The following is a 24,095-nucleotide window of genomic DNA, read 5'->3' as shown; positions in this document are numbered from 1 at the left end:
GTCGCCCGCCTTCCGCCAGCGAGTCGCCCCTTTCAGTCCCGCCCGCATCCCAGGCCAAGCAGCTGCCGTCGGGTGGGACTGAAAGGGGCCGGCGGGTCGGCGAACCCGGCCGACGTAAGCACCGCAGGAGTGAGCGACGCGAACGACGAGGAGCGCAGCGAGTCCCGGGAGCCGAGCCGCCGGGGGCTTTCAAGATGTTCTCAATCCAATCGCACTACTCTGAACAGTACTCTGCGACGGAGACGGCAGCTTTATTTCCCTGTATGTGTGAAGAACTATGCACAATGGAGCACGCAGACTCCAACGAGGATAGAGGAAGTCGGGGCAACCCGGCTGGCCGTGAAATCGCCCGGTGAATGGTATTTATCCGTGAATTCAGACACAACAGATGAGTTGAGTAGTGACGACTCGGCTCGCTCGGCGTTCCCCGCAGACGACGTACAGCTACTGGACACCACGCTTCGTGACGGCGAACAGGCCCCCGGCGTCTCGTTGACCCCCGACGAAAAGGTCGAGATCGCCGAGGCACTCGAAGCCGCCGCCATCGACGTGATCGAGGCCGGCAGTGCCTGCACCTCCGAAGGCGAGCGCGACTGCATCCGCCGCGTCACCGATCTCGACCTCGACGCGACGGTCACCAGCTTCGCCCGGGGCATCAAATCCGACATCGACCACGCGCTCGACTGCAACGTCGATGGCATCACGCTCGTCGTCCCGTCGTCGGACAAACACATCGAGACGAAGGTCGGCTCGACCCGCGAGGCGGTCATCGAGAGCTCGGTCGAACTCATCGAGTACGCGACCGACCACGACCTGTGGGTCGAACTGCTCGGCGAGGACGGCTCCCGCGCCGACCCCGAGTTCCTTGTCGAACTCGCGGAAGCCGGCCACGAGGCGGGGGCCGACCGCTTTTGCTATGCCGACACCGTCGGCCACGCCAGCCCGGAACACACCTACGACGTCGTCGAGAAACTCGCCGAACTGGGCCCGACGAGCGTCCACACCCACGACGATCTGGGCTTCGGGATGACGAACGTCCACGCCGGCCTGCGAGCCGGAGCCGACTTCGTCCACGGGACGGTCAACGGCATCGGCGAGCGCGCCGGCAACGTCGCCATCGAGGAGGTCGCTATCGCGCTCTCGCACAGCTACGATATCGAGACGCTGCACCTCCCGAACGTCTACAAGCTGGCGACGACCGTCAGCCAAAATACTGGGATTCCGCTCGCGCCGAACAAGGCCGTCATCGGCGAGAACACCTTCACCCACGAAAGCGGGATTCACACCGACGGCACCCTCAAGGACGGCGCGATGTACGAGCCGTATCCACCTGAAACGGTGGGTCGAGAACGCCGGCTCGTCCTCGGCAAACACGCCGGCCGCGCTGGCGTCGAAGCTGCACTGAACGAACACAACATCGACGTGAGCGACGACGAACTCGCCGCCATCGTCGAACGCGTCAAGACGCTGGGCGAACGCGACAAACGCGTCACCGATGCCGACCTGCTGGCCATCGCTGAGGATGTCCAGGGTCGTGACCGTGAGCGCTATGTCGAACTCCTGACGCTGACGACTGCCAGCGGCGGCGAGGTGCCGACCGCCAGCGTCAAACTCCGCGTTGGCGACGAGGAGCGTACCGCCGCAAACACCGGCTCCGGCCCGGTCGACGCCGCTGTCAAAGCTGTCCGTCAGGCTCTCGGCCCCGCCGCGAACGCCGAACTCGACTCCTTCCACGTCGACGCCATCACCGGCGGCACCGACGCCGTCGTCACCGTCGAAGTCGAGATGACCCGCGGCGACCACACCGTGACGGTCGCTGCCTCCGATTCCGACATCACGCGCGCCTCGGTGGACGCGATGGTTGACGCTCTCGACCGCTTGTTGGCGGCGTCGCCGCCGGAACAGCCGGTCGCTGACGACTGAGACGTCTCTGTCTTTTTCGGAGTAAATACGAATCGGGGATTATCGACGACTGACCGATCAACCGAAGCCCTGGCGGACTGAAAGGGCGAGGCTCTCCCGGCGAACCCCGGCGACGCAAGCACTGCAGGAGCGAGCGAAGCGAGCGACGAAGCGCGCAGCGAGCCGCGGGAGCCGAGAGAGCCGAGGGCTTTCTACGTCTCTTTCTCGGACTCATCTCCTTATTCGAACCCGTACGTCTAAGAGCGATGCCGCTGAAACGTCGCTGTGGCGTACGTCGTCGAAATCAAACCCTCCGCGCGCAAGCGAAATCCCGAGGTGGGCCGGACGATCAACACCGACGGGACGACCCACCGCTTTGCGGATCGGGACGCCGCCGAGGGGTGGGCCGATGAGCTAACCGGCGGTGGGCGGGATCACGTCTGGATTCAGTCCGCTCACCCACAGGACACCTCGGCGGTCGATGCGTACCTTGTCTCGCGGAATACGCGCGGCGAATTGGAGCGCGCCTTCGACAAGCGACGACGCCGACTCCGCGGCGGCGATACTAGTCAGCAACAGGGGTTGGCTGAGCAGTTTTCCGAGTAATTCGGTTGGCGATGTAGTAATATGATCGCCGGGTAGTGTTCAGAGAAACAGTCTGTGAGGGGCAGGTATAGAAAGCCCTCGACGCGCTCGACTCCCAGGACTCGCTGCGCGCTTCGTCGCTCGCTTCGCTCGCTCCTGCAGTGCTTACATCGTCCGGGTTCGTCGAGCGCATCTCGCCCTTTCAGTCCGCCAGGAATAGCGGTTGGTCAGCCGGTCGACCCACCTGCTTGCCTGACCGGATTGAACACCGCTGGCCTCTCAGGGAGAGATTTGAACTACGGTCGTTTCGCTCCCGCTGGTCGCTTCACTCCCTCGTTCAAACTCCCGACTCTCCTACAACCGCTTGCGGGGGCCGAGAGCCACAGAGGGCTCTCGGCGTGTTGCTCGCGGTAGAACGCCGAGGGGGAGATTTGAACTCCCGAGTCCGAATGGACAGTAGATTTCGAATCTACCGCCTTGGCCAGGCTAGGCTACCTCGGCTCGTTTCTCCATCGCCGACGCCGCAAGTAAAAGATTCCGATCTCACCGCCCTCGGTCGATTCATCTCTCCTCTGCGGCACGGAGCGTGATCCGCGCGGTCGTCCCGCTGTCGGTGTCAAACGAGAGCACACCATCCGAGTAGTCGACGATCCGATCGATCAGCCAGAGCCCAACCCCGCTGCTGTGTTCGAGTTCCGACTCGTCATGTTGGTCGATGACGGCGAGTTCGGCCACCGGGATGCCGGGGCCGTCATCGCTGACCGCGATCACAACGTCGTCGCCGTCGTCGACAGCCCTCACCCGGATCTCGCCGTCGTCATCGACGCCGTGTTCCACGCTGTTCTCGATGAGCTGGGCGATCGCAACTGGAAGCTTTGGGTGGGCGATGACCGCCGTTGTGGCCTCGATATCGGTGGTCATCGTGACAGTTTCCGGTGGGTCGGGTGCGAGTTCGATCGCATCCTCGATGGCGGTGGTGATGTCGATGGCTCGTCGCTGCTCGCGGGTCTGGACAACCTCGCGCATCGTTCGCGCGTTGGTGGCCGTCCGTTCGAGATTCTTACAGTGTTCGATGATCTCAGCTGTGTGTGGCGACGCCTCGCCGCTCTCGGCGACAGCGTTGGCATACCCCTTGATGACCGTCAGATCGTTTCGCAGATTGTGTCTGAGCACCCGATCAAACACCGCCTCAAGCAGCTGTAGCTCCTCCCGGTTGTCGACGAGCTCGTTCGCGGTTGCGAGATTCGATGTCAGCGTCTCAACGATACTCCGATCGGTGTCGGTGAGGTTCTGTGGTCGCACCGCGCCGGCCATCAGCACGCCGAACTCATCGATCGGGGCGATGACCTCCGACCGGATCACGCTGTCGGCGTTGTAGGCGTCGGGCCGGCTGGCAACATCCGAAACGAGCTCCGTTTCGCCGCGTTTGAACGCCTCCCAGGCGATCCCATCTCCGCGCCCGAACGTCGGCGGCGCGTCGAACAGATCAAAGGCCGGCTCGGTCATTCCAACCGGTTCAAGCTGATCGGCGACCGCGTTGTGTTCCCACAGCCCGGTGATCGGGAAATTGAGGGCTGTCGGCAGTCGATCGAGCACCGCATCGACCATCGCCGACCGCGTGTCGGCGGTGACGGCCTCCTGTGTGATCGCCTGGACGGCTTCGAGACTGTGAATCCGCTGGGCGCGGGTGAGCGCGATGGTGCCGAGTGTGGTCAGCAGGCGACCGAGCTGTCGGTCGGTCTCGTTGAACGCCTCAGCCTGTTCGTCGCCAAGGATGAGCACACCGTGGTCGCCGAGCGGATAGAGCAGCACGCTCTCGATCGCCATCCCGCTGTGGGCGATCGACACATCGGCCGTCGACAGCGCGTCGAAATGCCGGATATCTCCGCCGTAACCCTCCCACAGCGGCGTCGCATCCTCCGCGCCGGCGGCCGCAAACACCGGCTCCGCGCCCGTCGTCGCTGCCGGGGTGAGCGTGTCGGTCGCCCGATCGTAGAGGTGTACCTCCGCGACCGAGGCGTTGATGACCGCTGTCGCCGTTTCGACCGTCCGCTTGCAGGCGGTCTGTCGATCCTCGCTTGTCAACACGGCCTGTGCGTCCTCGTACAGCGACTCCAGCGTCCGGCGGCGGCGTTTCTCGTCGGTGATATCGACGTACAGAAAGAACCACTCCTGGCCGGTCGCGGTCGTCACCGGGACAGCCCGCAACAGGAAGTCGCCGGTGCCGGTCGCGGTCTGTCGGCTGCTCTCCGTGGTCACCGGCTCGCCGTCGGCAAGTTGGGTGTCGATCTCGTCTGCGGCCGCCGCGTCGCTCGGTGCCGCCGGGATCGTCGGTTCGAACCGGCTTCCCTCGCTCATCGAGGTGGCGTCGCCGAAGGTGGTTTCGAAGGCGTCGTTTCTGCGGGTGATCGTTGCCGTCCCGTCGGTGACCGAGACGGTGACCATCGGCTCCTGGATGGTCGTAAACAGGGCCTCGAACCGCCGTCGCTCGTTTCTGAGCGTTGATTCGGCTGCCTTGGCCGTACACGCGGTCGCAAGCTTCTCGTTGAGCGGTTCGAGTTCGTCGATGATCGCCGCCGAAAACGGCTCCCCGTGTGTGCCGAGCACCAACGCGCCGAAATCGGGGAGTTCGAAGAGATAGTAGTGGCCGTCGTCGCCACCCTCGCCGACGATCGGGAACGACTTGCGTGCGTCGTTATCGCCATCGGCACCGGCTCGCTCGGTGAGGCGGTTCCTCGCGGCGGCGTACACCGGATCGTCGACCGCCGCCGCGGGTCGGGCGATGATCTGCTCGTAGCCGCCGTCCTCCCGTCGCCTGAACACGCCGCCGACCGTACAGTTCAGCTTCTGGAGGTACGCTTCGAGGGCGGTCTCAGCGGTCGCCGCCAGCGTTTCTCCCGGGCTGATCGCCAGCGAGATCTCGTGGAGCAGCTGGATTCGTTGTCGGCGATCGGACATCGTCAGTCACCTCCGAGCAGGTCGCTCATAGCCCATCGACGGCCCCGACGACCGCGGTTTTGTTGTAGTATTCGAGATGGCCCCGCCCGTCGTTGGCGACCTCGCCGATGGTCAGCGCGCCGATCGTCGACCCCCGTTGACTGAGCGCGGCCAGCTCCCGATCGAACGCGGTGTCGAGATACTGGGCCCGCGAGACACAGTCGAATGTCACCAGCGCGCTGTCGGCGGTTGCGCCCTCGCTGGCGGCCGCATGCGCGCGGTCGGCCGCCGCCACGAGGCTCTCGGGGTCGCCCTGCAGCACGTGGACGAACTCGCCTTCGGGGAGCGCGCCGAAACAGCGCAGGGAGCCGTCGTCGTCGACCTCGAAGGGGTCGCGGACGATCCGTTCGGCGTCGAGTCGGCTGATGCCGAATGGGTGGGATTTCGCCACCTCGAAGAAGTTTGTCTTTGTGACGGTGCGATCGGTTTCGGCGTCGATGATGGCGGCATAGCGGTCGTAGGCCGGGCGGCCGTCGAGGGTTTCGAGTCGCCGGCCGTCGGCGGCGGTGATCTCGAAGGGGCCGCCGATATCCGTCCAGCCGTGTTCGACGCCGATGGTGCTTTCGGCGGCGACTCTCGCCACCACGGCCGCGTCGCCGACGAGCCCCTCGTTGGTGAACAGGCAGTGGCGTGTGTCGCCGTCGAGTGTGCCGGCCCCGCCGCCGATGTAGGTGTACTCGACGCCGTAGGCGTTGAACAGCTGCTGGACGAACCGGTCGCCGTCGTCGGCGTAGGCGTCGACGAAGACGAACGCCGTCTCGTAGTCGTCGTCGCTGGTGATCGCGTCGTCGGCGTCGGTGATCGGGTCGCCGCCGGTAGAGATCGGTTCGTCGGCATCGGTGATCGTCTCGACCGCCGGGCGAACTGCGAGGCCCGCGATGATCGCACCGTCGGCGTGGGCCTCGCCCTCGTGGATGACCTTCGGGAACAGCCCGCCGAACACCGGCGTCGACAGCTCCCGCAGCGTCTCGTCGACAGCCGCCGGCGTGAACCCCTCGCCCGGTGTCGCCAACACGAGCAGCCCCTCGACTGTGGGGTCGGCGTCGAACTCCTGCAGCGTCGCGTGAAACTCGCTGCCGGTCGTCCGGCAGTACGCAGCTTCCATGGCTACCATCCACACCGGGCGCGATAAAAAGTCCACCGTCACGGTGGTTGTGATGGTTCGGGATCGTCTTGTGAGATGTCGCTGTCGGCAGCGATCAGCTGCGCGTGCTCAGCCAGACCCAGATCGTGGCGAACACGATGAGCAGGGTGATAACGGTGACGGCGACGTAGAAGCCCGCGGCGGCATCGAACTCTGCCACCCCGATGGTGATTGGGTGGTGTTGGAGGCCGGGAATGGTCTTGTCGATCATCGTTGTGAGAAATCGGAGAATGGGTTTGGGCAGATTTGAACTGCCGGCCTCCTCCATGTCAAGGAGGTGTCATAACCAGACTAGACCACAAACCCGTGCTGGCTGTGCGTTCTGACGCACTCGTCAGTACCCGGGGGACGTAATTGAAGCTTTCGAAGCGCGGCCCGGCTGGTGGTTTGGGAACCGCCCGCTTGCTACCGTTTGACCCGAATTCGCCGTGTTGCTCAAGTGAGAGTTGTTACGAGGGGAAATAGGTGTAGAAAGCCCTCGGCTCTCTCGGCTCCCGGGACTCGCTGCGCTCCTCGTTCGCTTCGCTCACTGCGGTGCTTGCGTCGTCCGGGTTCGCCGAGAGAGCCTCGCCCTTTCAGTCCGCCAGGAATGCGGTTGGTCGGCCGGCCGACCCGCCTGCTTGCTGGTTGTTTCTAAACACTGTTACTGCGGCCGCTGTCGCGGTGTGTCGTGATCCCACGCGCTGCGTCGTCGGTCGATAGCCTTTTAGCGATGTACAAACGTGTACATCACAAGACGAACTCATACACTGGTGACTAACAATGCAGGATTATATCGAACGTGTGGCCGACGGTGAGGATTTGGGACTCGACGAGGCGCGGGACGCCGCCCGCCTCGTCTTCGAGGAAGCAACTGAGGCGCAGATCGGCGCGCTGCTGTCTGCCTTGCGAGCCAAGGGCGAGACCGAAACCGAGATCGCCGGCTTCGCACAGGGGATGCGCGATGCCGCCCGCACCATCGAGCCCGACCGCTCGCCGCTGGTCGATACCTGCGGCACCGGCGGCGACGACTACGATACGATCAACGTCTCGACGACGAGCGCAATCGTTGCCGCGGGCGCGGGCGTCCCCATCGCCAAACACGGCAACTACTCCGTCTCCTCCTCCTCGGGCAGCGCGGATGTCCTCGAAGTCGCTGGCGTCACCGTCGATGCCGAACCGCCGGCCGTCGAGGACGCCATCAACGACGAGGGGATCGGATTCATGCTCGCCACCGTCTTCCACCCCGCGATGAAGGCCGTCATCGGCCCGCGCAAGGAACTCGGCATGCGAACGATCTTCAACGTCCTCGGCCCGCTGACGAACCCCGCCGCTGCGGACGCCCAGCTGCTCGGCGTCTACGACCCCGACCTCGTGCCCGTGATCGCCCGCGCGCTCACCGAGATGGAGGTCGAACGCGCGCTCGTCGTCCACGGCGCGGGCATGGACGAGATCGCCCTCCACGACGCAACGACCGTCGCCGAGGTCGACGGCGACGAGGTCACCGAGTTCACGCTCACACCCGAAGACCTCGGCCTTGACTCGGCCCCAATCGAGGACGTCGCTGGCGGAACCCCCGAAGAGAACGCCGCCGACCTCGAAGCCATCGTCACCGGCGAGGAGACGGGCCCGAAACGCGATCTGATCCTCGCCAACGCGGGCGCGGCGATCTACGTCGCTGGCGAGGCGGAATCACTGGAGGCCGGCGTCGAGGCGGCCGCTGCGGCTATCGATTCGGGTGACGCGGCGGCGAAACTCGACGCCCTACGCGAATCGACTACCGCACCGGAGGCCGGGGACGCCTGATGGCACGCACCAAGATCTGCGGCATCACGAACCGCGCTGACTTGCAGGCCGCAATCGAGGCCGGCACCGATGCCATCGGGATCATCTCCGCGGTCGACGTGGCGACGACGCGGGAGGTCGACCGCAGCACGGCCGCCGAGTTGGTCGCCGCGGTACCGCCGTTCGTGACCGCGACGCTCGTCTCGATGCCCGAAGACGCCGACCACGCGGTCGAACTCGTCAAGGCGATCCAGCCCGACGCGCTCCAACTTCACGGCGATTTTGATGCCGACGACCTCGGGTATATCCGCGCGGAAACCGGCGTCAAGGTCATTGCCGCCGTCGACCACGAGGACACTGACCGCGCGCGTGCTCTCGACGGCGTCGCTGACGCGCTGCTCGTCGATTCGACGACCGAAGAGGGCGCGGGCGGCACCGGCGAAACCCACGACTGGGAGGCGACCGCCGACATCGTCGAGTCGCTGACGACGCCCGTGATTCTCGCCGGCGGCCTCACCCCGGAAAACGTCGCCGAGGCGATCCGGGTGGCCGCACCCTTCGGCGTCGATGTCGCCTCCGGCGTTGAACGCTCAGAGGGCAGCAAGGATCACACCGCCGTCGCCACCTTCGTCCGGAACGCCGGCCGCGAGATCGAGGTGCCAGCATGACGACCGGCGAGACAGCCAGCGACGCTGATCCCGCAGCCGACACCGACCTATTCAGCTTCGACCGCGACCGAGCCGAATTTGTGGATCTCGTCGGCGACGACCGTGAGGAGCCAATCGTCGCCCGCGCGGCCGCGACGCTCGATCTCGACACGTCGCCGCTGTCGGCCTACGCCGCCCTCGCCGGTCGCAGCGAGTACAATTTCCTCTTGGAGAGCGCGGAGAAAGTCGCCTCCTCCGATCCCGACGGCGCGTTCACCGCCGCGACCGACGCCGAACGCCACGCCCGCTACTCCTTCGTTGGCTACGACCCCGAAGCCGTCATCTCGGTGTATCCGACCCGTACCGAGGTCGACCGCCTCGGCGATGCCGGCGACCTCGTTGTCGACGCCTACCGCGGCGACGCGGCAACCGACGGCGACGTCCTCGACCGCCTCCGCCGCGGCCTCCCGACTCTCGACCAGCTCGGCTTCCCCGACAGCGACCGCCGGACGCTTTCGGGTGGACTGGTCGGCTTTCTCGCCCACGAAGCGGTTTACGATCTCGTCTTAGAGGAGGTCGGCCGCGAGCGACCCGACACCGAGGTACCGGACGCCCAGTTCGCGCTGACGACGCGGACGCTCGTCTTCGATGACGCCGAGGGAACGGTCGAACTCGTCTTTACCCCTGTCCTCGCCCCCGACGATGATCCCGGCGACTGCTACGACGACCTCGTGGCCGAAGCCGCTGACGTTGCCGCGACACTGGCCGACGCCGACGAACCCGAGCCGACCGGCTTTCACCGAACGGGCGAAACCGCCGGCTCCCAAGCCGACTACGAGGACGCCGTGCGGGCCGCCAAACAACACGTCCTCGATGGCGACATCTATCAGGGCGTCATCTCGCGTCGCCGCCAACTCACCGGCGACGTTAATGCGGTCAGCCTCTACGAATCGCTCCGGTCGGTCAACCCCTCGCCGTACATGTACCTCATGCGCCACGGCGACCGCTCGATTGTCGGCGCGAGCCCCGAGACGCTCGTCTCCGTCGAGGGCGACCGGATCGTCTCGAACCCGATTGCGGGCACCTGTCCGCGCGGCTCCAGCCCCGTCGAGGATCGCCGCCTCGCCGGCGAGATGCTGGCCGACGGGAAGGAACGCGCCGAGCACACGATGCTCGTTGACCTCGCGCGCAACGACGTGCGCCGGGTCGCCGACCCCGGCAGCGTCGAGGTCGAGGAGTTCATGAGCGTCCTGAAATACAGCCACGTCCAGCATATCGAATCGACTGTCACCGCCCGCGTCGCCGACGAGTACGACGCCTTCGACGCCGCGCGGGTGACGTTCCCGGCGGGCACGCTGACCGGCGCGCCGAAAGTACGAGCGATGGAGATCATCGACGACCTCGAAGCCGCCCCGCGCGGCGTCTACGGCGGCGGCGTCGGTTACTTCTCCTGGAGCGGCGACGCCGATTTCGCTATCGTGATCCGCACCGCGACCGTCGATCACGGCGGCGTGAATGGCGACGACGCGGATCGCCGGATCGACGGCGCGCGCGCAGGCGACGACCTGATCACCGTCCAAGCGGGGGCGGGCCTCGTTGCCGACAGCGATCCCACGTCGGAGTACGAGGAGACCGAACAGAAGATGGATGGCGTGTTAACCGCCATCGAGCAGCTTGAATCGCAGGAGGACGAGCAATGAACGTCCTCGTCGTCGACAACTACGACTCGTTCACCTACAATCTCGTCGAATACGTCTCCGAGACCCGCCTCGATGACGGCGACGGTGGCACCGAACCCATCGACGTGACAGTGCTGAAAAACACGGCCTCCCTCGACGAGATCCGTGCCGTCGAGCCCGACGCGATCCTGATCAGCCCCGGGCCGGGCCACCCGAAAAACAGCCGCGACGTGGGTGTGACGATGGACGTGTTGCGTGAGGTGAGTCCCGAGACGCCGACGCTCGGCGTCTGTCTCGGCCTCGAAGCGGCGGCCTACGAGTACGGCGGTAGCGTCGGTCACGCGCCCGAGCCGATCCATGGCAAGGCCTACCCGATGGATCACGACGGCGAGGGCGTTTTCGCCGGCATCGAACAGGGGTTTCAGGCCGGGCGGTACCACTCGCTGATTACGACCGAGGTGCCGGACTGTTTCGACGTGTCGGCGACAACCGACCACGACGGCGAGGAGTTGGTGATGGGGATTCGCCACCGAGAGCACCCCATCGAGTGCGTCCAGTTCCACCCTGAAAGCGTCCTCACCGCTGTTGGTCACGATCTGATCGATAACTTCCTGCGACAGGCTGCGGGTGAGTCGACAGCGTCGCCACCGCGCTCCGACGCCTGATCACCGATTTCTGATCGCGCTGTTCAGCCACCAAATACGCCAAAGGAGAGACTTTCGAGGAGGCCACCACCGCCGCCGCTTTCGTTGTCGCCGCCGTCTTCATTGGTGCCACCGTCGCCCCCACCATCGCTCTCGCCGTCGCCGCCGGTCGAAACCACATCCTCTGGGTTACTGACATCAACGCCGGTTTGATTCGCGGGGTCGACCCCGCTGGCCGTGTCCGTTCCAGCCCCCTCGTCGGATGTGGTCTCGCCGCTCTGTTCGGTTTCGTCGTCGGCTGCCGTTTCGGTGTCGCCGGCTGTGGCGTCGCCCGTCTCGCCCTCCTGTACCTCGACAGCGGCGTCGGTGCCGCCGTCAGGTTCGGTTGGGCCATCGCTTTCGATCCCTTTCTGAAATCTGCTGCCGGAAAACGCTGCGATCACGTCGGTTTCGCCGTCGGGTACCCGGCCGCGGATCACGAGCTCCGTGACGTTGTCGACCGCGTTGTAGAGATCGAACACGTTGTCGATGCGGAGCTTGACCGCTTGCTCGAATGGGGCGGGGATATCCTCCCACGTTCCGTCGGTGCCGAGGGTGTCGTTCGGGCCGTAGGCATCCGCCTCTAGGTGGACGCGCTCCTCGTTGCCCTCGTCTTGGTTTTCGAGTTCAACAAACGTCGTGATCCCGACGTGTTCCTCATAACGGAGATATATCTGGCCGACCGTGTATCCGGGGAGCCCGGTCGGGTCGCCCTCGTCGGCGTCCGATGAATCGTCGCCATCGCCGGACGCGTCGCTATCCGACGCCGTCTCGTTTGCTTGGGCGTCGGCGGGTGCGACGAGGCCGCCCCAGCGGAGCCCTCCGAACACGGAAAGGGTGCCGGCAACCCCACGAAGGAGTTGACGGCGGCTTGTCATAGCCGCTGGCTACCTCGGTTCGCAGTGTTGAACATGGATGCCTACGGGCGATCCCGTAGGTGGTGTGTAAACCTTCCTCCCCAAACCATCTTAAAACACCGCCCGCAATTATCGCAACAGATAATTCTACTGTTTCGCTGGTAAAAACCGAACGTCGTGGCGGCCCTTCAGTAAATGGGTTGATTACAGCAGGCCAAACTGGACGAGGATGAGGAGCGCGCCGACGACAACGACGCCGATGGTGACGAGTCGCCACGCGATCTTGAGGACGAGCCGCCCTACGATGAGCACGACAAGCATCCCGACGAGGGCGATGAGCAGCTGCGGGAGGCTCAGCCCGGCGATACCGCCGCTTGCGAGCCCGCCGATAAGCGCGAGTGATGACATATCCCGAGGGAGACACCGAATCGGAATAAGCTTGTGGGGACTACTTTCGACCCACCGGACTCGGAGACCTTGGTCGTAGCCGCCGCTTGTCGGCCTGTTGTCCGACGACCGTCGGTATTTTACTTTCAGTCCGGTTTGCGCAGTCTTATACGGGATGGCACCGATAGCCGTACTGTTACGAGACGCGGACGCTACCGACCCTCTCACGTCGCAGTCCGGCGAGCCACAGCACCCACGTATTCAACTGCGGTTGTCCTACCGCAACCGTAGCTGTTATGAGGGTTCCATCGGTACCACAGTCCCGTCTTAGCTACGGAGTACACAGATGCGCCACCAGATCAAAACCACCATCCGACACGCCGACGCACCGCAGGGGGCCGACGAATGAGCCGCGCGGAGCTCTCCGCCGACGAACTCGAACTGCCGATCAAACGAACCACCGGCGACACGCTCGAAGACCGGCTGACGAGCAACGCCTACAACAACATCCTCCCCGCCCGGTATCTCCGCAAGGATGCCGACGGCAACGTCGACGAAAGCCAGGAGGAGCTGTTCGAACGCGTCGCCCAAAACGTCGCCCTCGCCGAGGCCGTCTTCGAGGCCGACAAACAGGACACCGAGATCACGGTCACCCCCGACCAGATCAAACCTGACCACCCACGGCGCGACGAACTCGCCGCGGAGGTCTTCGGGAAGGGAACGACCGCTGACGACGATGCCGAAACGACGCTGTCGGTGTACAACGTCAACAAGTTCTCCTACGAAACCATCGTCCCGGAACTTCCTGACGAGATCCAAAGCCACGTCGAGGATGTCGCCGCCGAGTTCGAGGAGCTGATGACCCAGCTCTCGTTCATGCCGAACTCGCCGACGCTGATGAACGCCGGCGACGAGCTCCAGCAGCTGTCGGCCTGTTTCGTCGACTCGCCCGGCGACGATATCACGGATATTCACCAGACCGCAAAGGAGGCCGCCGAGGTCTTCCAAAGCGGTGGTGGGATGGGATACGCGTTCTGGAAGCTCCGCCCGTACGGCGACTCGGTCGGCTCGACCGGCGGCATCGCCTCCGGGCCGATCACCTTCATGCGCACCTACGATCAGATGTGTGAGACCATCGCCCAAGGTGGCGCGCGCCGCGGCGCGCAGATGGGCGTCATGCGTGTCTCCCACCCTGACGTGATCCAGTTCATCCACGCCAAGAACAAGGATGTCTCGCTGGCGCACTCACTGCGACTCAACGACCCCGACGACTTCACGCATAATTCCTTCGCCGACGCCCTCGAAGAGGCCCGCGAGCTGATCGACGAGGAGGGCCGCGTCCCCGAACACCTCCGCAACGCCGTCGAGGGCCATCTCTCGAATTTCAACATCTCCGTCGGCGTCACCGACGACTTCATGGAGGCACTCTTCAACGGCGAGGAGTTCACCTTCACCAACCCCCGCACCGAGGAACCCCACATTGCCACCCCCGAAACGAAGGAGCTGTACGACCTCCACGGCCTCGGCGAGTACGTCGAGGTCGGCGAGGAGCTCTCCGTCCCCGCCGAGGAACTCTGGGAGCACATCGTCAACGGTGCCTACGAGAACGGCGAACCGGGCGTCATCTATCTCGAACGTGTCAACAAACAGCACTCATTCGACGTCGAGGAACACCCCGACCACGAAATCCTCGCAACCAACCCCTGCGGCGAGCAGCCGCTTGAGGAGTACGAGGCCTGCAACCTCGGCCACATCAATCTCTCGACGCTGGCCGACAAGGACGCCCCCGACTGGCGGGTCTGGTACGACAACAACGGCGACGCCTACGACACGCTTGAGGCGGCTGCCGAGGCATTCATTCAGGAAGCCATCGACATGGATGCGTTCAACCGCCGGATCGAATCCGGCACCCGCTTCCTCGAAAACGTCGTCACGATGTCGGATTTCCCGGTCGACGAGATCGAAGAGAAAGTCCGAGAAATGAGAAAAATCGGCCTCGGCATCATGGGGCTGGCCCAACTCTACATCCAGATCGGTGTTCGCTACGGCTCCGATGAAGCTAACGCCATCGCCGAGCAGTTGATGACTCACATCAACCACGAATCCAAATGGGCCTCCCACGAACTCGCCGAAGAGCGCGGCCCCTTCTCGGATTACGAAGATTCGAAGTACGCCGACCCGACCGAGTACCGCGAGTGGTTCGAACACCACACCGGCCTCGACGCCGACGAGTTCGCCGACGGCTTCGAGATCCGCAACCACAACACGACGACCATCGCGCCGACCGGCACGACCTCGATGATCGGCAACACGACCGGCGGCTGTGAGCCGATCTACAACGTCGCCTACTACAAGAACGTCTCCGACGACGTGCAGGGCGATGAGATGCTGGTCGAGTTCGACGACTACTTCCTCCGCGTCCTGGAGGAAAACGACATCGACGTCGAGGCCGTCAAACAGGAAGCCCAAGAGCAGATGGCCGAAAACGAGTTCGACGGCGTCGAAGGCCTCGAAACCGTGCCGAAGGCCATCGGCGAGCTGTTCGTCGTCACCTCCGACCTCTCCGGGAAGGAACATGCCGGCGTCCAGTGTGCCTGTCAGACCGGCGTCGACTCCGCCATCTCGAAGACCTGTAACTTCCCGAACTCGGCGAGTGCCGAGGACATGGACGAGGTCTACCGCTACATCTACGAGAACGGCGGCAAGGGCGTCACCGTCTACCGCGACGGCACCCGCTCGAAGCAGGTGCTCACGACGCGCGCGAAGAACACCGAGTTCGCCGACGACGGCGAGGCCGCCGAGCAGATCACCACGCAGATCGAGGAGGTCTTCGGCGGCATCGAGGACTTCCTCGACAACGAGGAGGTTCGCGCCCAACTCGGCGCGGAACTCGACGAGCTGTTCACCCAACCCGAGACGACCGAGGGGCTCGGCAAGAAACGCCCGCGGCCGGACGTGCTCTACGGCGTCACCCAGCGCGTCGACACCGGCTACGGCAAGGTCTACGTCAACATCAACGAAGACGAACAAGGCCGACCGTTCGAGCTGTTCGCCAACATCGGCAACTCCGGCGGCTTTACCGCCTCCTTCACCGAAGCCCTCGCCAAGACGATCTCGACCGCGCTGCGTTCGGGCGTCGATCCCGAGGAGATCGCCAACGAACTGAACGGGATTCGATCCCCGAAGGTCGCCTGGGACAAAGGCGAGCAGATCAACTCCATCCCGGACGCCATCGGCACCGCGCTCCGTCGCTACCTCGACGGCGACATCGAGGAGCCGTACCCGAAACAGCAGAACCTCTCTGAGCTCAACGAGAGCGACGAGGAGGAAACGGAGCGACAACCGACCGCACCCGAAACCGATGGCGGCGCGGCCGTCTCCGCTGAGTCGACCGCAAGCACCGGGGCGACGACGGATTCGATGACCGAGCCCCCGGCTGACGAGGCGGCCACTGACGACGCGACCGACGAGCTACTCGCGGCCGGCGAGTCGCCGGAATGCCCCGAGTGTGGCAGCATGTCGCTGTACTTCTCGGAAGGCTGCAAGACCTGCGAGTCCTGCGGCTGGTCGGAGTGCTGACGTAGCGACGCAATTCGGTTTCAGCTGTTTTTGCCGGCTTCATCCGGAAGCGACGCCGCTCGCATCGAATCCAATGCGGCTCACGAGTCGAACGTGAGGTCACCGACAGCGGCGTCGAGATCGGCGGCCGTAATATCGCCGTGTCGCAGGATCGTCGGCTCTGAGCCGGTGAGATCGACGATGGTGCTCGATTGGGTCGTTCCTTTGGCCTCGCCTTCGAGTACGTAGTCGACGCGGTCGCCGACCTGCTCGATAGCGAGATCGAGATCGACGAGTTGGCCGTCAGCTTGCCCCGTGAGATTCGCCGAGGTCATACACAGCGGTTGGTCGACCGCTGCCGAGAGATCACGCCACGTCGGATTGCTGAGACAGCCCAGCGCGACCGTCTCGCCGCCGGCAACGACGCGGTCGGGAACGGCGTCGGTTTTCGGCAGGACGATGTTGAGCGGCCCGGGCCAGAAGGCGTCGACGAGGTCATCGACAACATCGGGCTGGTCGGCATTTGCCCACTCTCGCCAGTCGGCGGGATCGCGGATGAACAGCGTCAATGGATCGTTCGGATCGCGGTTTTTGATCCGGAAGGCGCGCTCGATGGCCGCGTCGTCCCACGGATCGAGCGTGAGCGCGAGGTTGGTATCGCTGGGTGCGACGATCACGCCACCGTCGAGCACGCAGTCGGCCGCGGTGGCGATCCCGTCGGGCGTCGGATCGAGCAGTCGCTCGTCCATACGCTGTCTCGCTCGGAAAGCTTGTTCAACGGTTCGACTCGTGAATGGATCATGTTCAGGGAAGGTGGAACTTGGGACTTCCTCGAAAGCCCCCGGCGTCTCGACCACCGAAAGACTCGCTGCGCTCGTCTTTCGAGGTTCTGCTCGCTTCGTCGCCGGCCTACGGCCGGCTTCCAGCGGGATCGTAGATCCCGCCCTGCTCGCAGAACTCCCGGGACTCGCTGCGCTCCTCGTTCGCTTCGCTCACCGCGGTGCTTGTGTCGTCACCAGAAATCTCTGATTTCTGGTTGGCTCACGAGATCTCCGCTCTCGTGAACGTCCGAGTTCGCCGAGACGCCGGCCCCTTTCAGTCTCACCCGCATCACAGGCCAAGCAGCCGCAGTCGGGCGGGACTGAAAGGGGCGACGCGCTGGCGGACGGCGGGCGACGCAAGCACTGTAGGGCCGTAGGCCCGAAGCGCGCAGCGAGCCCCCCGACGCCAGCGTGTCGGGGCTTTCGAGGTATTCTCCATCTAATCGCACTACTCTGAACAGCACCCAAGAACGGGGAGGCTGTATCGCTACCGGACCGGCAGGCGGTCGACAAGCTTCGCGCCGCGGGTGAACACGCCGCCACCCCCGTCGCTCGTGACCGCCCAGAAGACGGCTTCGGGATCCTTGTTCCAGATCCACCGCCAGCGCGTTTTCGCAAGGAGGTACAGCTTGCGGGCGGTGCCCAGCTGTGGCGTCGCCGACAACACGTCGTAGTCACGCTCGCGGATCAGCCGATGGTGGTCGGCGTACAGCACGGCCGCCAGCAACACGGCGAGTTGGCAGTCCTCGGGAAGGTATTTGATGCCGGCGACACCCTCCTCGTAGAGCTCCTCGGCGCGCTGGAGCTCGGTCTGCATGACCGCCCGAACATCGTCGTCCAGCTCGAAGTCTCGGAGCTGGGCGTTGGTGACGCCGTGTTGTTCGAGCGTTGCTTGGGGGAGGTAGATCCGGTCGCGCTCGACGATATCCTCCCGGACATCCCGCAGGAAATTGGTGAGCTGGAACGCCTCGCCGAGGGCGGTCGCATGTGGGAGGGCTTGCTCGGGATTTTTGGGGGCCATCACGTCGGTCATCATCCGGCCGACCGCCGACGCCGAGCCGTCCATGTAGGCTTCGAGCTCGTCGTAGGTGGCGTACTCGTCGGTGTCGATATCCGACACCATCGCGTCGATGAACACCTCGATGTCGTCGTCGTTGAGATCGTACTGCTCGCGGAGCTCGGAGAAGGCGGCCAACACGGGGTCGTCGGTTTCGCGCTTGCCGAGGGCGGCCGCGCGAATCTCTTCGAGTTCGGCGCGCTGCTCGGCGGGGGCGACGCCGTCGGCGTCGTCGACGACCTCGTCGGCCACGCGGAAGAAGGCGTAGAGGACGTAGGTCGCCTCGCGGACGCGCTCGGGGAGCAGCCGGGTGGCCAGATGGAAGGTCTTGCCAGTCTGTTGTTGGATGGATTTGCTTCGGGCGATTTGGTCGTCGTCTACCATGTCAATTGGGGAGCAGTTGGGGGGCAGTCGTCGGTCTCGTCGGCCGGTTCCGGCGGCGCGGCATATATGGTTAGTAGGGTCGCAAGCGACATAACAGTTCGTGAACCTCCCCCGTTTCTCGGCGTTCGTCAGCCTGTTATCGCGGTCGGGTTCGACTCACCGGCGATGGCGGTCGCGCTGTCGGCAGCACCCGTTCAGTAGAACGTATCCGCACAGTCGTAGACGACGCCGTGGGTCGGACAGATGTACTTACAGTGGCGGTGTTGCATCGATTCGCCACAGAGCGGACAGGGCCGGCCGGGCGGCGTCTCGCTGTCGGCCATATCGGAGCCTAACGCGGCGAGGTAGTTAGGGTTCGTGGTCGGTGTCGACGACCCGCGGGAGATAGACGCCCGTCGACGGTCGGAGCAGTCCCACATCGAACTGCTTGGCCCGCAGAACACCGAGTCCGAAGGCGACGGCGACAGCGACCGGCAGCCAGTTGCCGAACCAGGCGTTGATCGCCCCCCAGAGGATGACGAAGCTCACCATGTCGTCGAGCATGAATTTGCACCTGTGGAGCCGATCGAACAGCCCCGACTGATCAAGGGAGAGATCCAGGACGCCGACGGCGACGATCGCGCTCAACACCCAGCCCGCGAAGTTCGACAGCGGCACGCCGTAGAAGACGCCGCCAGCGTCGTAGGCCCAGAACCCCAGCGAGACCGCGGCCGGATCGAGCACGAGATCCATCGTCACGACCGCCGGGATCACCACCGCCAGCCGCGCCAGCCGCGAAGCCGCCCGGTCGCCGAGCAACAGCAGACACAGCAGATAGGCGTTCAACACGAGCGGGATGAAAAAGACGGGCAGGGCGGCGGGGATTCCCCCGATCATCGGCCCGAGGCTGACACCGTACTCGAAGAAGCCGTAGGGCCAGCCCGTGGTGACGCCAACGTACTCGATCAGGTAGGTGTAAGCCGTCAACAGTCCGAGTCCGCCAAGCGCACGGCGGCCGAGCGTCGGAAGGACGCCGACGAGCATCGGCGCGGCCATCACGATCGTCCCGAAGACGAGGAACGGGGGATTGAACCGGAGCGGCTCGGGGATTACCGCCCACCCCTCCGCGCTGCCGACGAGCATGAGCGCGCCGACAAGCGGAAAGAAGACGGCGATCGTGAATCGGTTCCCGTTGACGAGTGCGTCGAGCCACGGTTCGACCTCGCGGCGGTTTTTCGGGACGCCAGCGACCGCATCGGCAAGCCCGTCGGCTTCGGTGATCTGCGGTCGATCAGTGGGAGGCGATCCCGCTGCCGACGAGTCGGCCACGTTGCTCACGGCAGCACCTCCGTCGGCGGGACGATCCGCCAGAGCAACCCAAGCGTGAACAGCGTCCCAACGGCGGTGTTGAGCGCGGGGAACCACCAGTAGGCGCGGTCGACAGCGACCGACGAGCCGGCGACCCACGCAACAAAGATCGGGTAGACAGCCATGAGCGCGCCGAGCCGCGGGTCGACGACGCCGAAGGCGACAGCAGCGGCCAGCCAGCAGGCTGCAACGTAGCCGTAGGTTCGCCGCTCGCCGAGCCACGTCGCTGTCGTCCGAATCCCGGCTCGTCGGTCGGGTTCGATATCCGGGATCGCCGAAAAGGTGTGCATCCCCATCGTCCACAGCCACGCGCCAGCGACCGCCAACGCGGGTGGCTGACCGCCGGCGACGGCGGCGTAGGCGGCGACGCCGGGCAGGATGTAGAGCCCATTAGAGAGCGAATCAAGCAGCGGCGTCGTTTTGAATCGGGCTGGGGGCGCGCTGTACTCGACGGCGAGTAGGAGGAAGCCGGCGAGCCACGGCCACGCCGGTGTGGGTGCGATAGCGAACAGCGGCACCGCCAGCAGCCCGCTGGCGACAACGCTGGCGACGACCGCGGGGCCGCCCTGCCAGCGCGCCTCTCGCTCGGTCTTTTTTGGGTTCTCGGTGTCGATCTCGGCGTCGAAGATGTCGTTGACGCCGTACAGCAGGACGTTCGCCGGCAACAGGAAATAGCCGAACAGTGCGAAGCCGACCGGCAAGAAGAGGTCGGGAACCGTCTCGGCGGCTGCGGCGACGCCGACGACGACAGGGCCGGCGAGATAGAACCAGAATCGTGGCCGCGAGAGGACAAACAGGTAGCGGAGGCCGTCGGTTGCCGTGCTGGTCGACTGATCGGTTCCCACGGCGGCCATCACTCTCCAACGGTTTCGGCGGTGTGTTGGCCGCTGATCAGACACATCGGCACGCCGATGCCCGGTGTCGTGTAGGAGCCGGTGAAATACAGCCCGTCGACTTCCGTCGATTTGCGGTTCGGCCGGAGGAGGGCGGTCTGACGCAAGGTATGGGCCATTCCGAGGGCGGTGCCGTGCATCGAGTTGTAGCGATCTGCGAAGTCGTTGACACAGAATGATTTCTCGAAGACGATGCGATCTCTGAGCTCGACGTCGGTGTTTTCGGCGATGTCGTCGAGGACGAGTTCGCGGAACTCCTCGCGGAGTTCTGGTGTATCTTCGAGGTCCGCAGCGATCGGGACAAGCGCGAAGAGGTTGCTGTGGCCCTCCGGGGCGACGCTGTCGTCAGTTTTCGAGGGAACACAGAGATAGTAGGCGGGATCGTCGGGCCACTGTGGATCGTCGAAGATCGTTGCGAAGTGGTCGTCCCAATCGGTCGGGAGGACGAGCGTGTGGTGTTCGAGTGGTTCAACGTCGCCTTCGACACCGAGATAGAGCAGATAGGCGGAGGGCGCGTAGGTGCGACTCTCCCAGTAGTCCTCGCTGTACTGCCGCTTTTCGGGCGGCAGGAGTTCCTGTTCGGTGTGGGCGTAGTCGGCGTTGGAGACGACGTAGTCGGCGAGGTATTCCTCGCCGTGTTCGGTTCGCACCGCAAAGCCGCCCTGTCGGCCGGCGATCTCGGTGACCGGCTGGTCGGTGACGTACTCGACGCCGAGTTCCTCGCCGAGGTCGACCATCGCATCGACGAGCGAGCGCAGCCCGCCGTCGGGGTAGTAAACGCCCATGTTGAAATCGACGTGGCTCATGAGGTTGTAGAGCGCGGGCGTGTTGTTCGGCGCGCCACCGAGAAAGACGAGGGTGTACTGCATGATCTGCTGGAGCTTGGGGTGCTCGAAGTAATCCGAGACGTGGCCCTGCATCTTCCCGAGCAGCGACAGTCCCCACGAGTAGCGGAACACGTCAGTATCGATGTAATCCCGCAGTCGGGGTCGATCCTCGTAGACGAAGTGTTCCATCCCGACGTTGTAGGTGTATTCTGACTTGTCGAGATACCGATCTAAGGCGTCGCCCGCGCCGGGCTCGTACCCCTCGAAGATCTCCTTGTTCGTTTCGAGGTCGGGCACCATATCGACCTGATCGCCGTCCTTGAAGAAGATCCGGTAGTGGGGATCGAGCTGGGTGAGCTCGTAGTAGTCACTCGGCTTCTTGCCGAAATGGCCGAAAAATCGCTCGAAAACGTCGGGCATCAGATACCACGACGGCCCCATGTCGAACGTGAACCCCTCCGCCTGAAGCTGGCTGGCGCGGCCGCCGAGCTGTTCGTTTTTCTCGACGACGGTCACGTTCGCGCCGGCGTCGGCGAGATAGCAGGCCGTCGACAACCCCCCGAAGCCGCTGCCGACGATCACGATGTCGTCGCCGTCGACCGGGATCTCGCCGTCGTAGCGGCCCTCGTCGCCGCCGTGGGTCGCGTCGTCGTCGGTGGCGGTCGCCATACTATCTCGACGGAGGGCCGTCAGTCAAATAAAGGGACGGACTTGCGGGGGCGCGCCGGTTCGGCGGCACCACGCGTGGTCGACCCCGGCAGCACCGCGGGCGGTCGACCAGCCCGGATCGCGGTCGCGTCGTCAGTGGTTTTAACTGCGACTTCGGCCAGCCTCTACCCATGGAACCTTGGGGCGTCTTCCGGTCGATCTACCGGGAAGCCCTGCCTGTTTTGCTCGTCGCGCTCTGTGGCGGGCTGTTCGCCGGGCTCGTGTTGGCGGGGCTGCTCGATAGCGTCGCCGAGTTCCCCGGTCTGTTGGTGATGGTGCCGGTCTTTCTGGCGACCCGCGGCAACGTCTACGGCGCGCTCGGCGGCCGGATCGCCAGCGGCCTCCATCAGGGGCTGTTGGAGCCGCGGTTCGCGTGGAGCAACCGGCTGGTCAACGCCGTCGTCGCCTCGGTCATCAACGCTGTCGGCATCTCCGTGGTGATCGGCGTGATCTCGTGGACCGCGCTGACGCTGCTCGGCCGCAACCCCGCGCCGTTGGGCGAGCTGGTCGGGATCGTCCTCATCGCGGGCGTGCTAACCGCCGGCGTGATGATCGTCGGCCTGCTCGCCGTACTGTTTGCGGGCTATCGGGCCGGCCGTGATCCCGACAACCTCGTTGGGCCGGTGGTCACGACGCTGGGCGACGTCTTCGGGATGACGTTTCTCTTCCTTGCGGTGATGATCATGGAGGTGCTCGTGTGAGCCTCCTCGGCGACACCGATCTCGGCAGTTGGGCCGCCGGCCATATCGTCCGGACGATGTTCCCATTGTTGATCGTCCTCTGTGGGATCGTCCTCTGGGCGGGGATCACCCTGGAGGACGCCGGCGACCTACTGGATCGCTACGGGCTGTTGGCGGTGATGGTGCCGGCGATGATCGGGATGGGCGGCAACCTCGGCTCGATCCTCAGCGCGCGACTCTCGACGCGGCTCCATCTCGGGACGACAACGTTCGATCCGACCGACCGGCTGCTGTGGGCAAATGTGGCGGCGATCTTCGCGTTGGCGACGACGATCTTCACCGCGTTGGCGGGTGCCGTCTGGCTGTTCGGTATCGTTGTTGGAGCCACGCTGACGCTCGGCCATCTGCTGGTGATCTCGCTTGTCAGCGGACTGTCGATCGCCGCCATCGCGGTCGTCGCCAGCGTCGTCGCCACCTACGGCTCCTACCGGCTCGGGATCGACCCCGACGACACCACAATCCCGATTGTCACCAACGTCGTCGACGTCTTCGGGATGCTCGTTTTCCTTGCCGTCTCGCGGTGGGTGTTGGTTGGCTGATCCTCTCGATGGATACTGATGGATCGATTCTCTCGATGCCGGTGGGCTGATCACTCCACGTCGGTATCGAGCTCGAACTGCTCGTGTTCGGTGACCGCGTTGAGCACGACGCTCGTGTTTGATTCGTTGATATCGACATCGGACAGCAGAGCCTTGATCTGGTCGTTCATCCCGTCGGTATCGGTGAACTTGCCGATGGCGATGATGTCGTAATCGCCGGTCGTCTCGTAGACGCTCACCATCTGTTTCTGTTCGCGGAGGCGGTCGGTCAGCTCTATGATCGCACTCCCTTCGACCTTCAGCTGGATCACCGCCGTCACATCATAGCCGAGCTCGTTGTAGTCGATGATCGGTGTGTAGCCGTCGATGATCCCCTCGGCTTCGAGATCCTCCAGATGGTTCGAGACGGTCGTCACCGAGACATCGAGTTCCTCCCCGAGACTTCGCAGACTCGCCCGCCCATCACCAAGCAGTTCGTTGAGCAGCTCCCTGTCAAGATTTTCATACGTCATGTATTTCCGTTGATACCCTACCAAACTTAAAATACTGTGGTTTGAACACCGAAGCCGATTCAAA

Annotated in this window: 21 protein-coding genes and 2 tRNA genes; 9 read left to right on the top strand and 14 right to left on the bottom strand. The window is 64.5% G+C overall.

The genetic code is table 11. From position 1 onward, the window contains the following. Positions 1–393: 393 nt before the first annotated feature. The gene (locus tag EWF95_RS05575) at positions 394–1,923 is read left to right on the top strand and encodes a 2-isopropylmalate synthase (protein ID WP_142443038.1); all 1,530 of its coding nucleotides are present in this window, start codon (positions 394–396) and stop codon (positions 1,921–1,923) included. Between the two features lie 264 nt (positions 1,924–2,187). Continuing rightward, positions 2,188–2,508 carry a hypothetical protein gene (locus EWF95_RS05570; protein ID WP_142443037.1) on the top strand — a complete coding sequence of 107 codons (321 nt, stop codon included), beginning with the start codon at positions 2,188–2,190 and terminating at the stop codon, positions 2,506–2,508. A gap of 395 nt (positions 2,509–2,903) precedes the next feature. On the opposite strand, the gene EWF95_RS05565 is transcribed toward EWF95_RS05570, so the two are convergent. The 5 genes from EWF95_RS05565 to EWF95_RS05545 form a co-directional block, all read right to left on the bottom strand. Next, positions 2,904–2,988 (bottom strand) — tRNA-Ser (locus tag EWF95_RS05565). A 60-nt stretch (positions 2,989–3,048) separates the two neighbouring features. Further along, a complete protein-coding gene (locus EWF95_RS05560; RefSeq protein WP_142443036.1) occupies positions 3,049–5,445 on the bottom strand; it encodes a PAS domain-containing sensor histidine kinase in 2,397 nt (798 codons plus the stop codon). A gap of 25 nt (positions 5,446–5,470) precedes the next feature. Then, positions 5,471–6,589, bottom strand: a complete 1,119-nt coding sequence (locus EWF95_RS05555; protein ID WP_185911703.1) for an FIST signal transduction protein — start codon at positions 6,587–6,589, stop codon at positions 5,471–5,473. Positions 6,590–6,683: 94 nt separating this feature from the next. Continuing rightward, positions 6,684–6,896 carry a hypothetical protein gene (locus tag EWF95_RS05550; RefSeq protein ID WP_142443034.1) on the bottom strand — a complete coding sequence of 71 codons (213 nt, stop codon included), beginning with the start codon at positions 6,894–6,896 and terminating at the stop codon, positions 6,684–6,686. Beyond that, positions 6,860–6,934 (bottom strand) — tRNA-Val (locus EWF95_RS05545). Before EWF95_RS05545 ends, EWF95_RS05550 begins: the two co-directional genes overlap by 37 nt. A gap of 456 nt (positions 6,935–7,390) precedes the next feature. On the opposite strand from EWF95_RS05545, the gene trpD reads away from it, so the two are divergent. From trpD to trpG, 4 genes are read left to right on the top strand one after another with little or no spacing between them, the layout of a single operon-like run. Then, complete coding sequence (trpD, locus tag EWF95_RS05540; RefSeq protein ID WP_142443033.1) at positions 7,391–8,413, top strand: anthranilate phosphoribosyltransferase; 1,023 nt, start codon at positions 7,391–7,393, stop codon at positions 8,411–8,413. After that, complete coding sequence (locus EWF95_RS05535; RefSeq protein WP_142443032.1) at positions 8,413–9,060, top strand: phosphoribosylanthranilate isomerase; 648 nt, start codon at positions 8,413–8,415, stop codon at positions 9,058–9,060. The genes trpD and EWF95_RS05535 overlap by 1 nt, the downstream gene beginning before the upstream one ends. After that, the gene (gene trpE, locus EWF95_RS05530; protein WP_142443031.1) at positions 9,057–10,739 is read left to right on the top strand and encodes an anthranilate synthase component I; all 1,683 of its coding nucleotides are present in this window, start codon (positions 9,057–9,059) and stop codon (positions 10,737–10,739) included. The genes EWF95_RS05535 and trpE overlap by 4 nt, the downstream gene beginning before the upstream one ends. Further along, positions 10,736–11,383, top strand: coding sequence for an anthranilate synthase component II (trpG, locus tag EWF95_RS05525; protein WP_142443030.1), 648 nt, complete (start codon positions 10,736–10,738; stop codon positions 11,381–11,383). Before trpE ends, trpG begins: the two co-directional genes overlap by 4 nt. 23 nt (positions 11,384–11,406) lie before the next feature. On the opposite strand, the gene EWF95_RS05520 is transcribed toward trpG, so the two are convergent. Then, the gene (locus tag EWF95_RS05520) at positions 11,407–12,279 is read right to left on the bottom strand and encodes a hypothetical protein (protein WP_142443029.1); all 873 of its coding nucleotides are present in this window, start codon (positions 12,277–12,279) and stop codon (positions 11,407–11,409) included. A gap of 183 nt (positions 12,280–12,462) precedes the next feature. Further along, positions 12,463–12,666, bottom strand: a complete 204-nt coding sequence (locus EWF95_RS05515; RefSeq protein WP_142443028.1) for a hypothetical protein — start codon at positions 12,664–12,666, stop codon at positions 12,463–12,465. Positions 12,667–13,050: 384 nt separating this feature from the next. Between EWF95_RS05515 and EWF95_RS05510 the strand changes: the two genes are divergently transcribed. Beyond that, positions 13,051–16,224: an adenosylcobalamin-dependent ribonucleoside-diphosphate reductase gene (locus EWF95_RS05510; RefSeq protein WP_142443027.1), complete on the top strand. Its 3,174-nt coding sequence runs from the start codon at positions 13,051–13,053 to the stop codon at positions 16,222–16,224. Between the two features lie 80 nt (positions 16,225–16,304). On the opposite strand, the gene EWF95_RS05505 is transcribed toward EWF95_RS05510, so the two are convergent. From EWF95_RS05505 to EWF95_RS05485, 6 genes are all read right to left on the bottom strand, one after another. Further along, on the bottom strand, positions 16,305–16,952 hold the full coding sequence (locus EWF95_RS05505) for an L-threonylcarbamoyladenylate synthase (protein WP_142443026.1): 648 nt from the start codon (positions 16,950–16,952) through the stop codon (positions 16,305–16,307). Between the two features lie 559 nt (positions 16,953–17,511). Further along, positions 17,512–18,465, bottom strand: coding sequence for a phytoene/squalene synthase family protein (locus EWF95_RS05500; RefSeq protein WP_142443025.1), 954 nt, complete (start codon positions 18,463–18,465; stop codon positions 17,512–17,514). A 194-nt stretch (positions 18,466–18,659) separates the two neighbouring features. Then, positions 18,660–18,788, bottom strand: a complete 129-nt coding sequence (locus EWF95_RS13810; RefSeq protein ID WP_267899960.1) for an HVO_2523 family zinc finger protein — start codon at positions 18,786–18,788, stop codon at positions 18,660–18,662. A 25-nt stretch (positions 18,789–18,813) separates the two neighbouring features. Beyond that, positions 18,814–19,725, bottom strand: coding sequence for a bisanhydrobacterioruberin hydratase (gene cruF / locus EWF95_RS05495; protein ID WP_142443169.1), 912 nt, complete (start codon positions 19,723–19,725; stop codon positions 18,814–18,816). Positions 19,726–19,778: 53 nt separating this feature from the next. Continuing rightward, complete coding sequence (locus EWF95_RS05490) at positions 19,779–20,666, bottom strand: prenyltransferase (RefSeq protein ID WP_142443024.1); 888 nt, start codon at positions 20,664–20,666, stop codon at positions 19,779–19,781. After that, positions 20,666–22,201 carry a phytoene desaturase family protein gene (locus EWF95_RS05485; RefSeq protein WP_142443023.1) on the bottom strand — a complete coding sequence of 512 codons (1,536 nt, stop codon included), beginning with the start codon at positions 22,199–22,201 and terminating at the stop codon, positions 20,666–20,668. Before EWF95_RS05485 ends, EWF95_RS05490 begins: the two co-directional genes overlap by 1 nt. Before the next feature lie 170 nt (positions 22,202–22,371). Here EWF95_RS05485 and EWF95_RS05480 point away from each other — a divergent pair, with 170 nt between their 5' ends. Together EWF95_RS05480 and EWF95_RS05475 are read left to right on the top strand one after the other, a co-directional pair. Then, the gene (locus EWF95_RS05480) at positions 22,372–22,941 is read left to right on the top strand and encodes a magnesium transporter (protein WP_142443022.1); all 570 of its coding nucleotides are present in this window, start codon (positions 22,372–22,374) and stop codon (positions 22,939–22,941) included. Between the two features lie 56 nt (positions 22,942–22,997). Next, the gene (locus EWF95_RS05475) at positions 22,998–23,519 is read left to right on the top strand and encodes a magnesium transporter (protein WP_142443168.1); all 522 of its coding nucleotides are present in this window, start codon (positions 22,998–23,000) and stop codon (positions 23,517–23,519) included. 50 nt (positions 23,520–23,569) lie between these two features. On the opposite strand, the gene lrp is transcribed toward EWF95_RS05475, so the two are convergent. Continuing rightward, on the bottom strand, positions 23,570–24,031 hold the full coding sequence (gene lrp, locus EWF95_RS05470; protein WP_142443021.1) for an HTH-type transcriptional regulator Lrp: 462 nt from the start codon (positions 24,029–24,031) through the stop codon (positions 23,570–23,572). Positions 24,032–24,095: the final 64 nt, after the last annotated feature.

The sequence above is a fragment of the Halonotius roseus genome (assembly GCF_006861655.1).
GTDB lineage: Archaea > Halobacteriota > Halobacteria > Halobacteriales > Haloferacaceae > Halonotius > Halonotius roseus.
The sequence above is the reverse complement of the archived record's forward strand: the minus strand, read 5'-3'. Positions and strand labels throughout refer to the sequence as shown.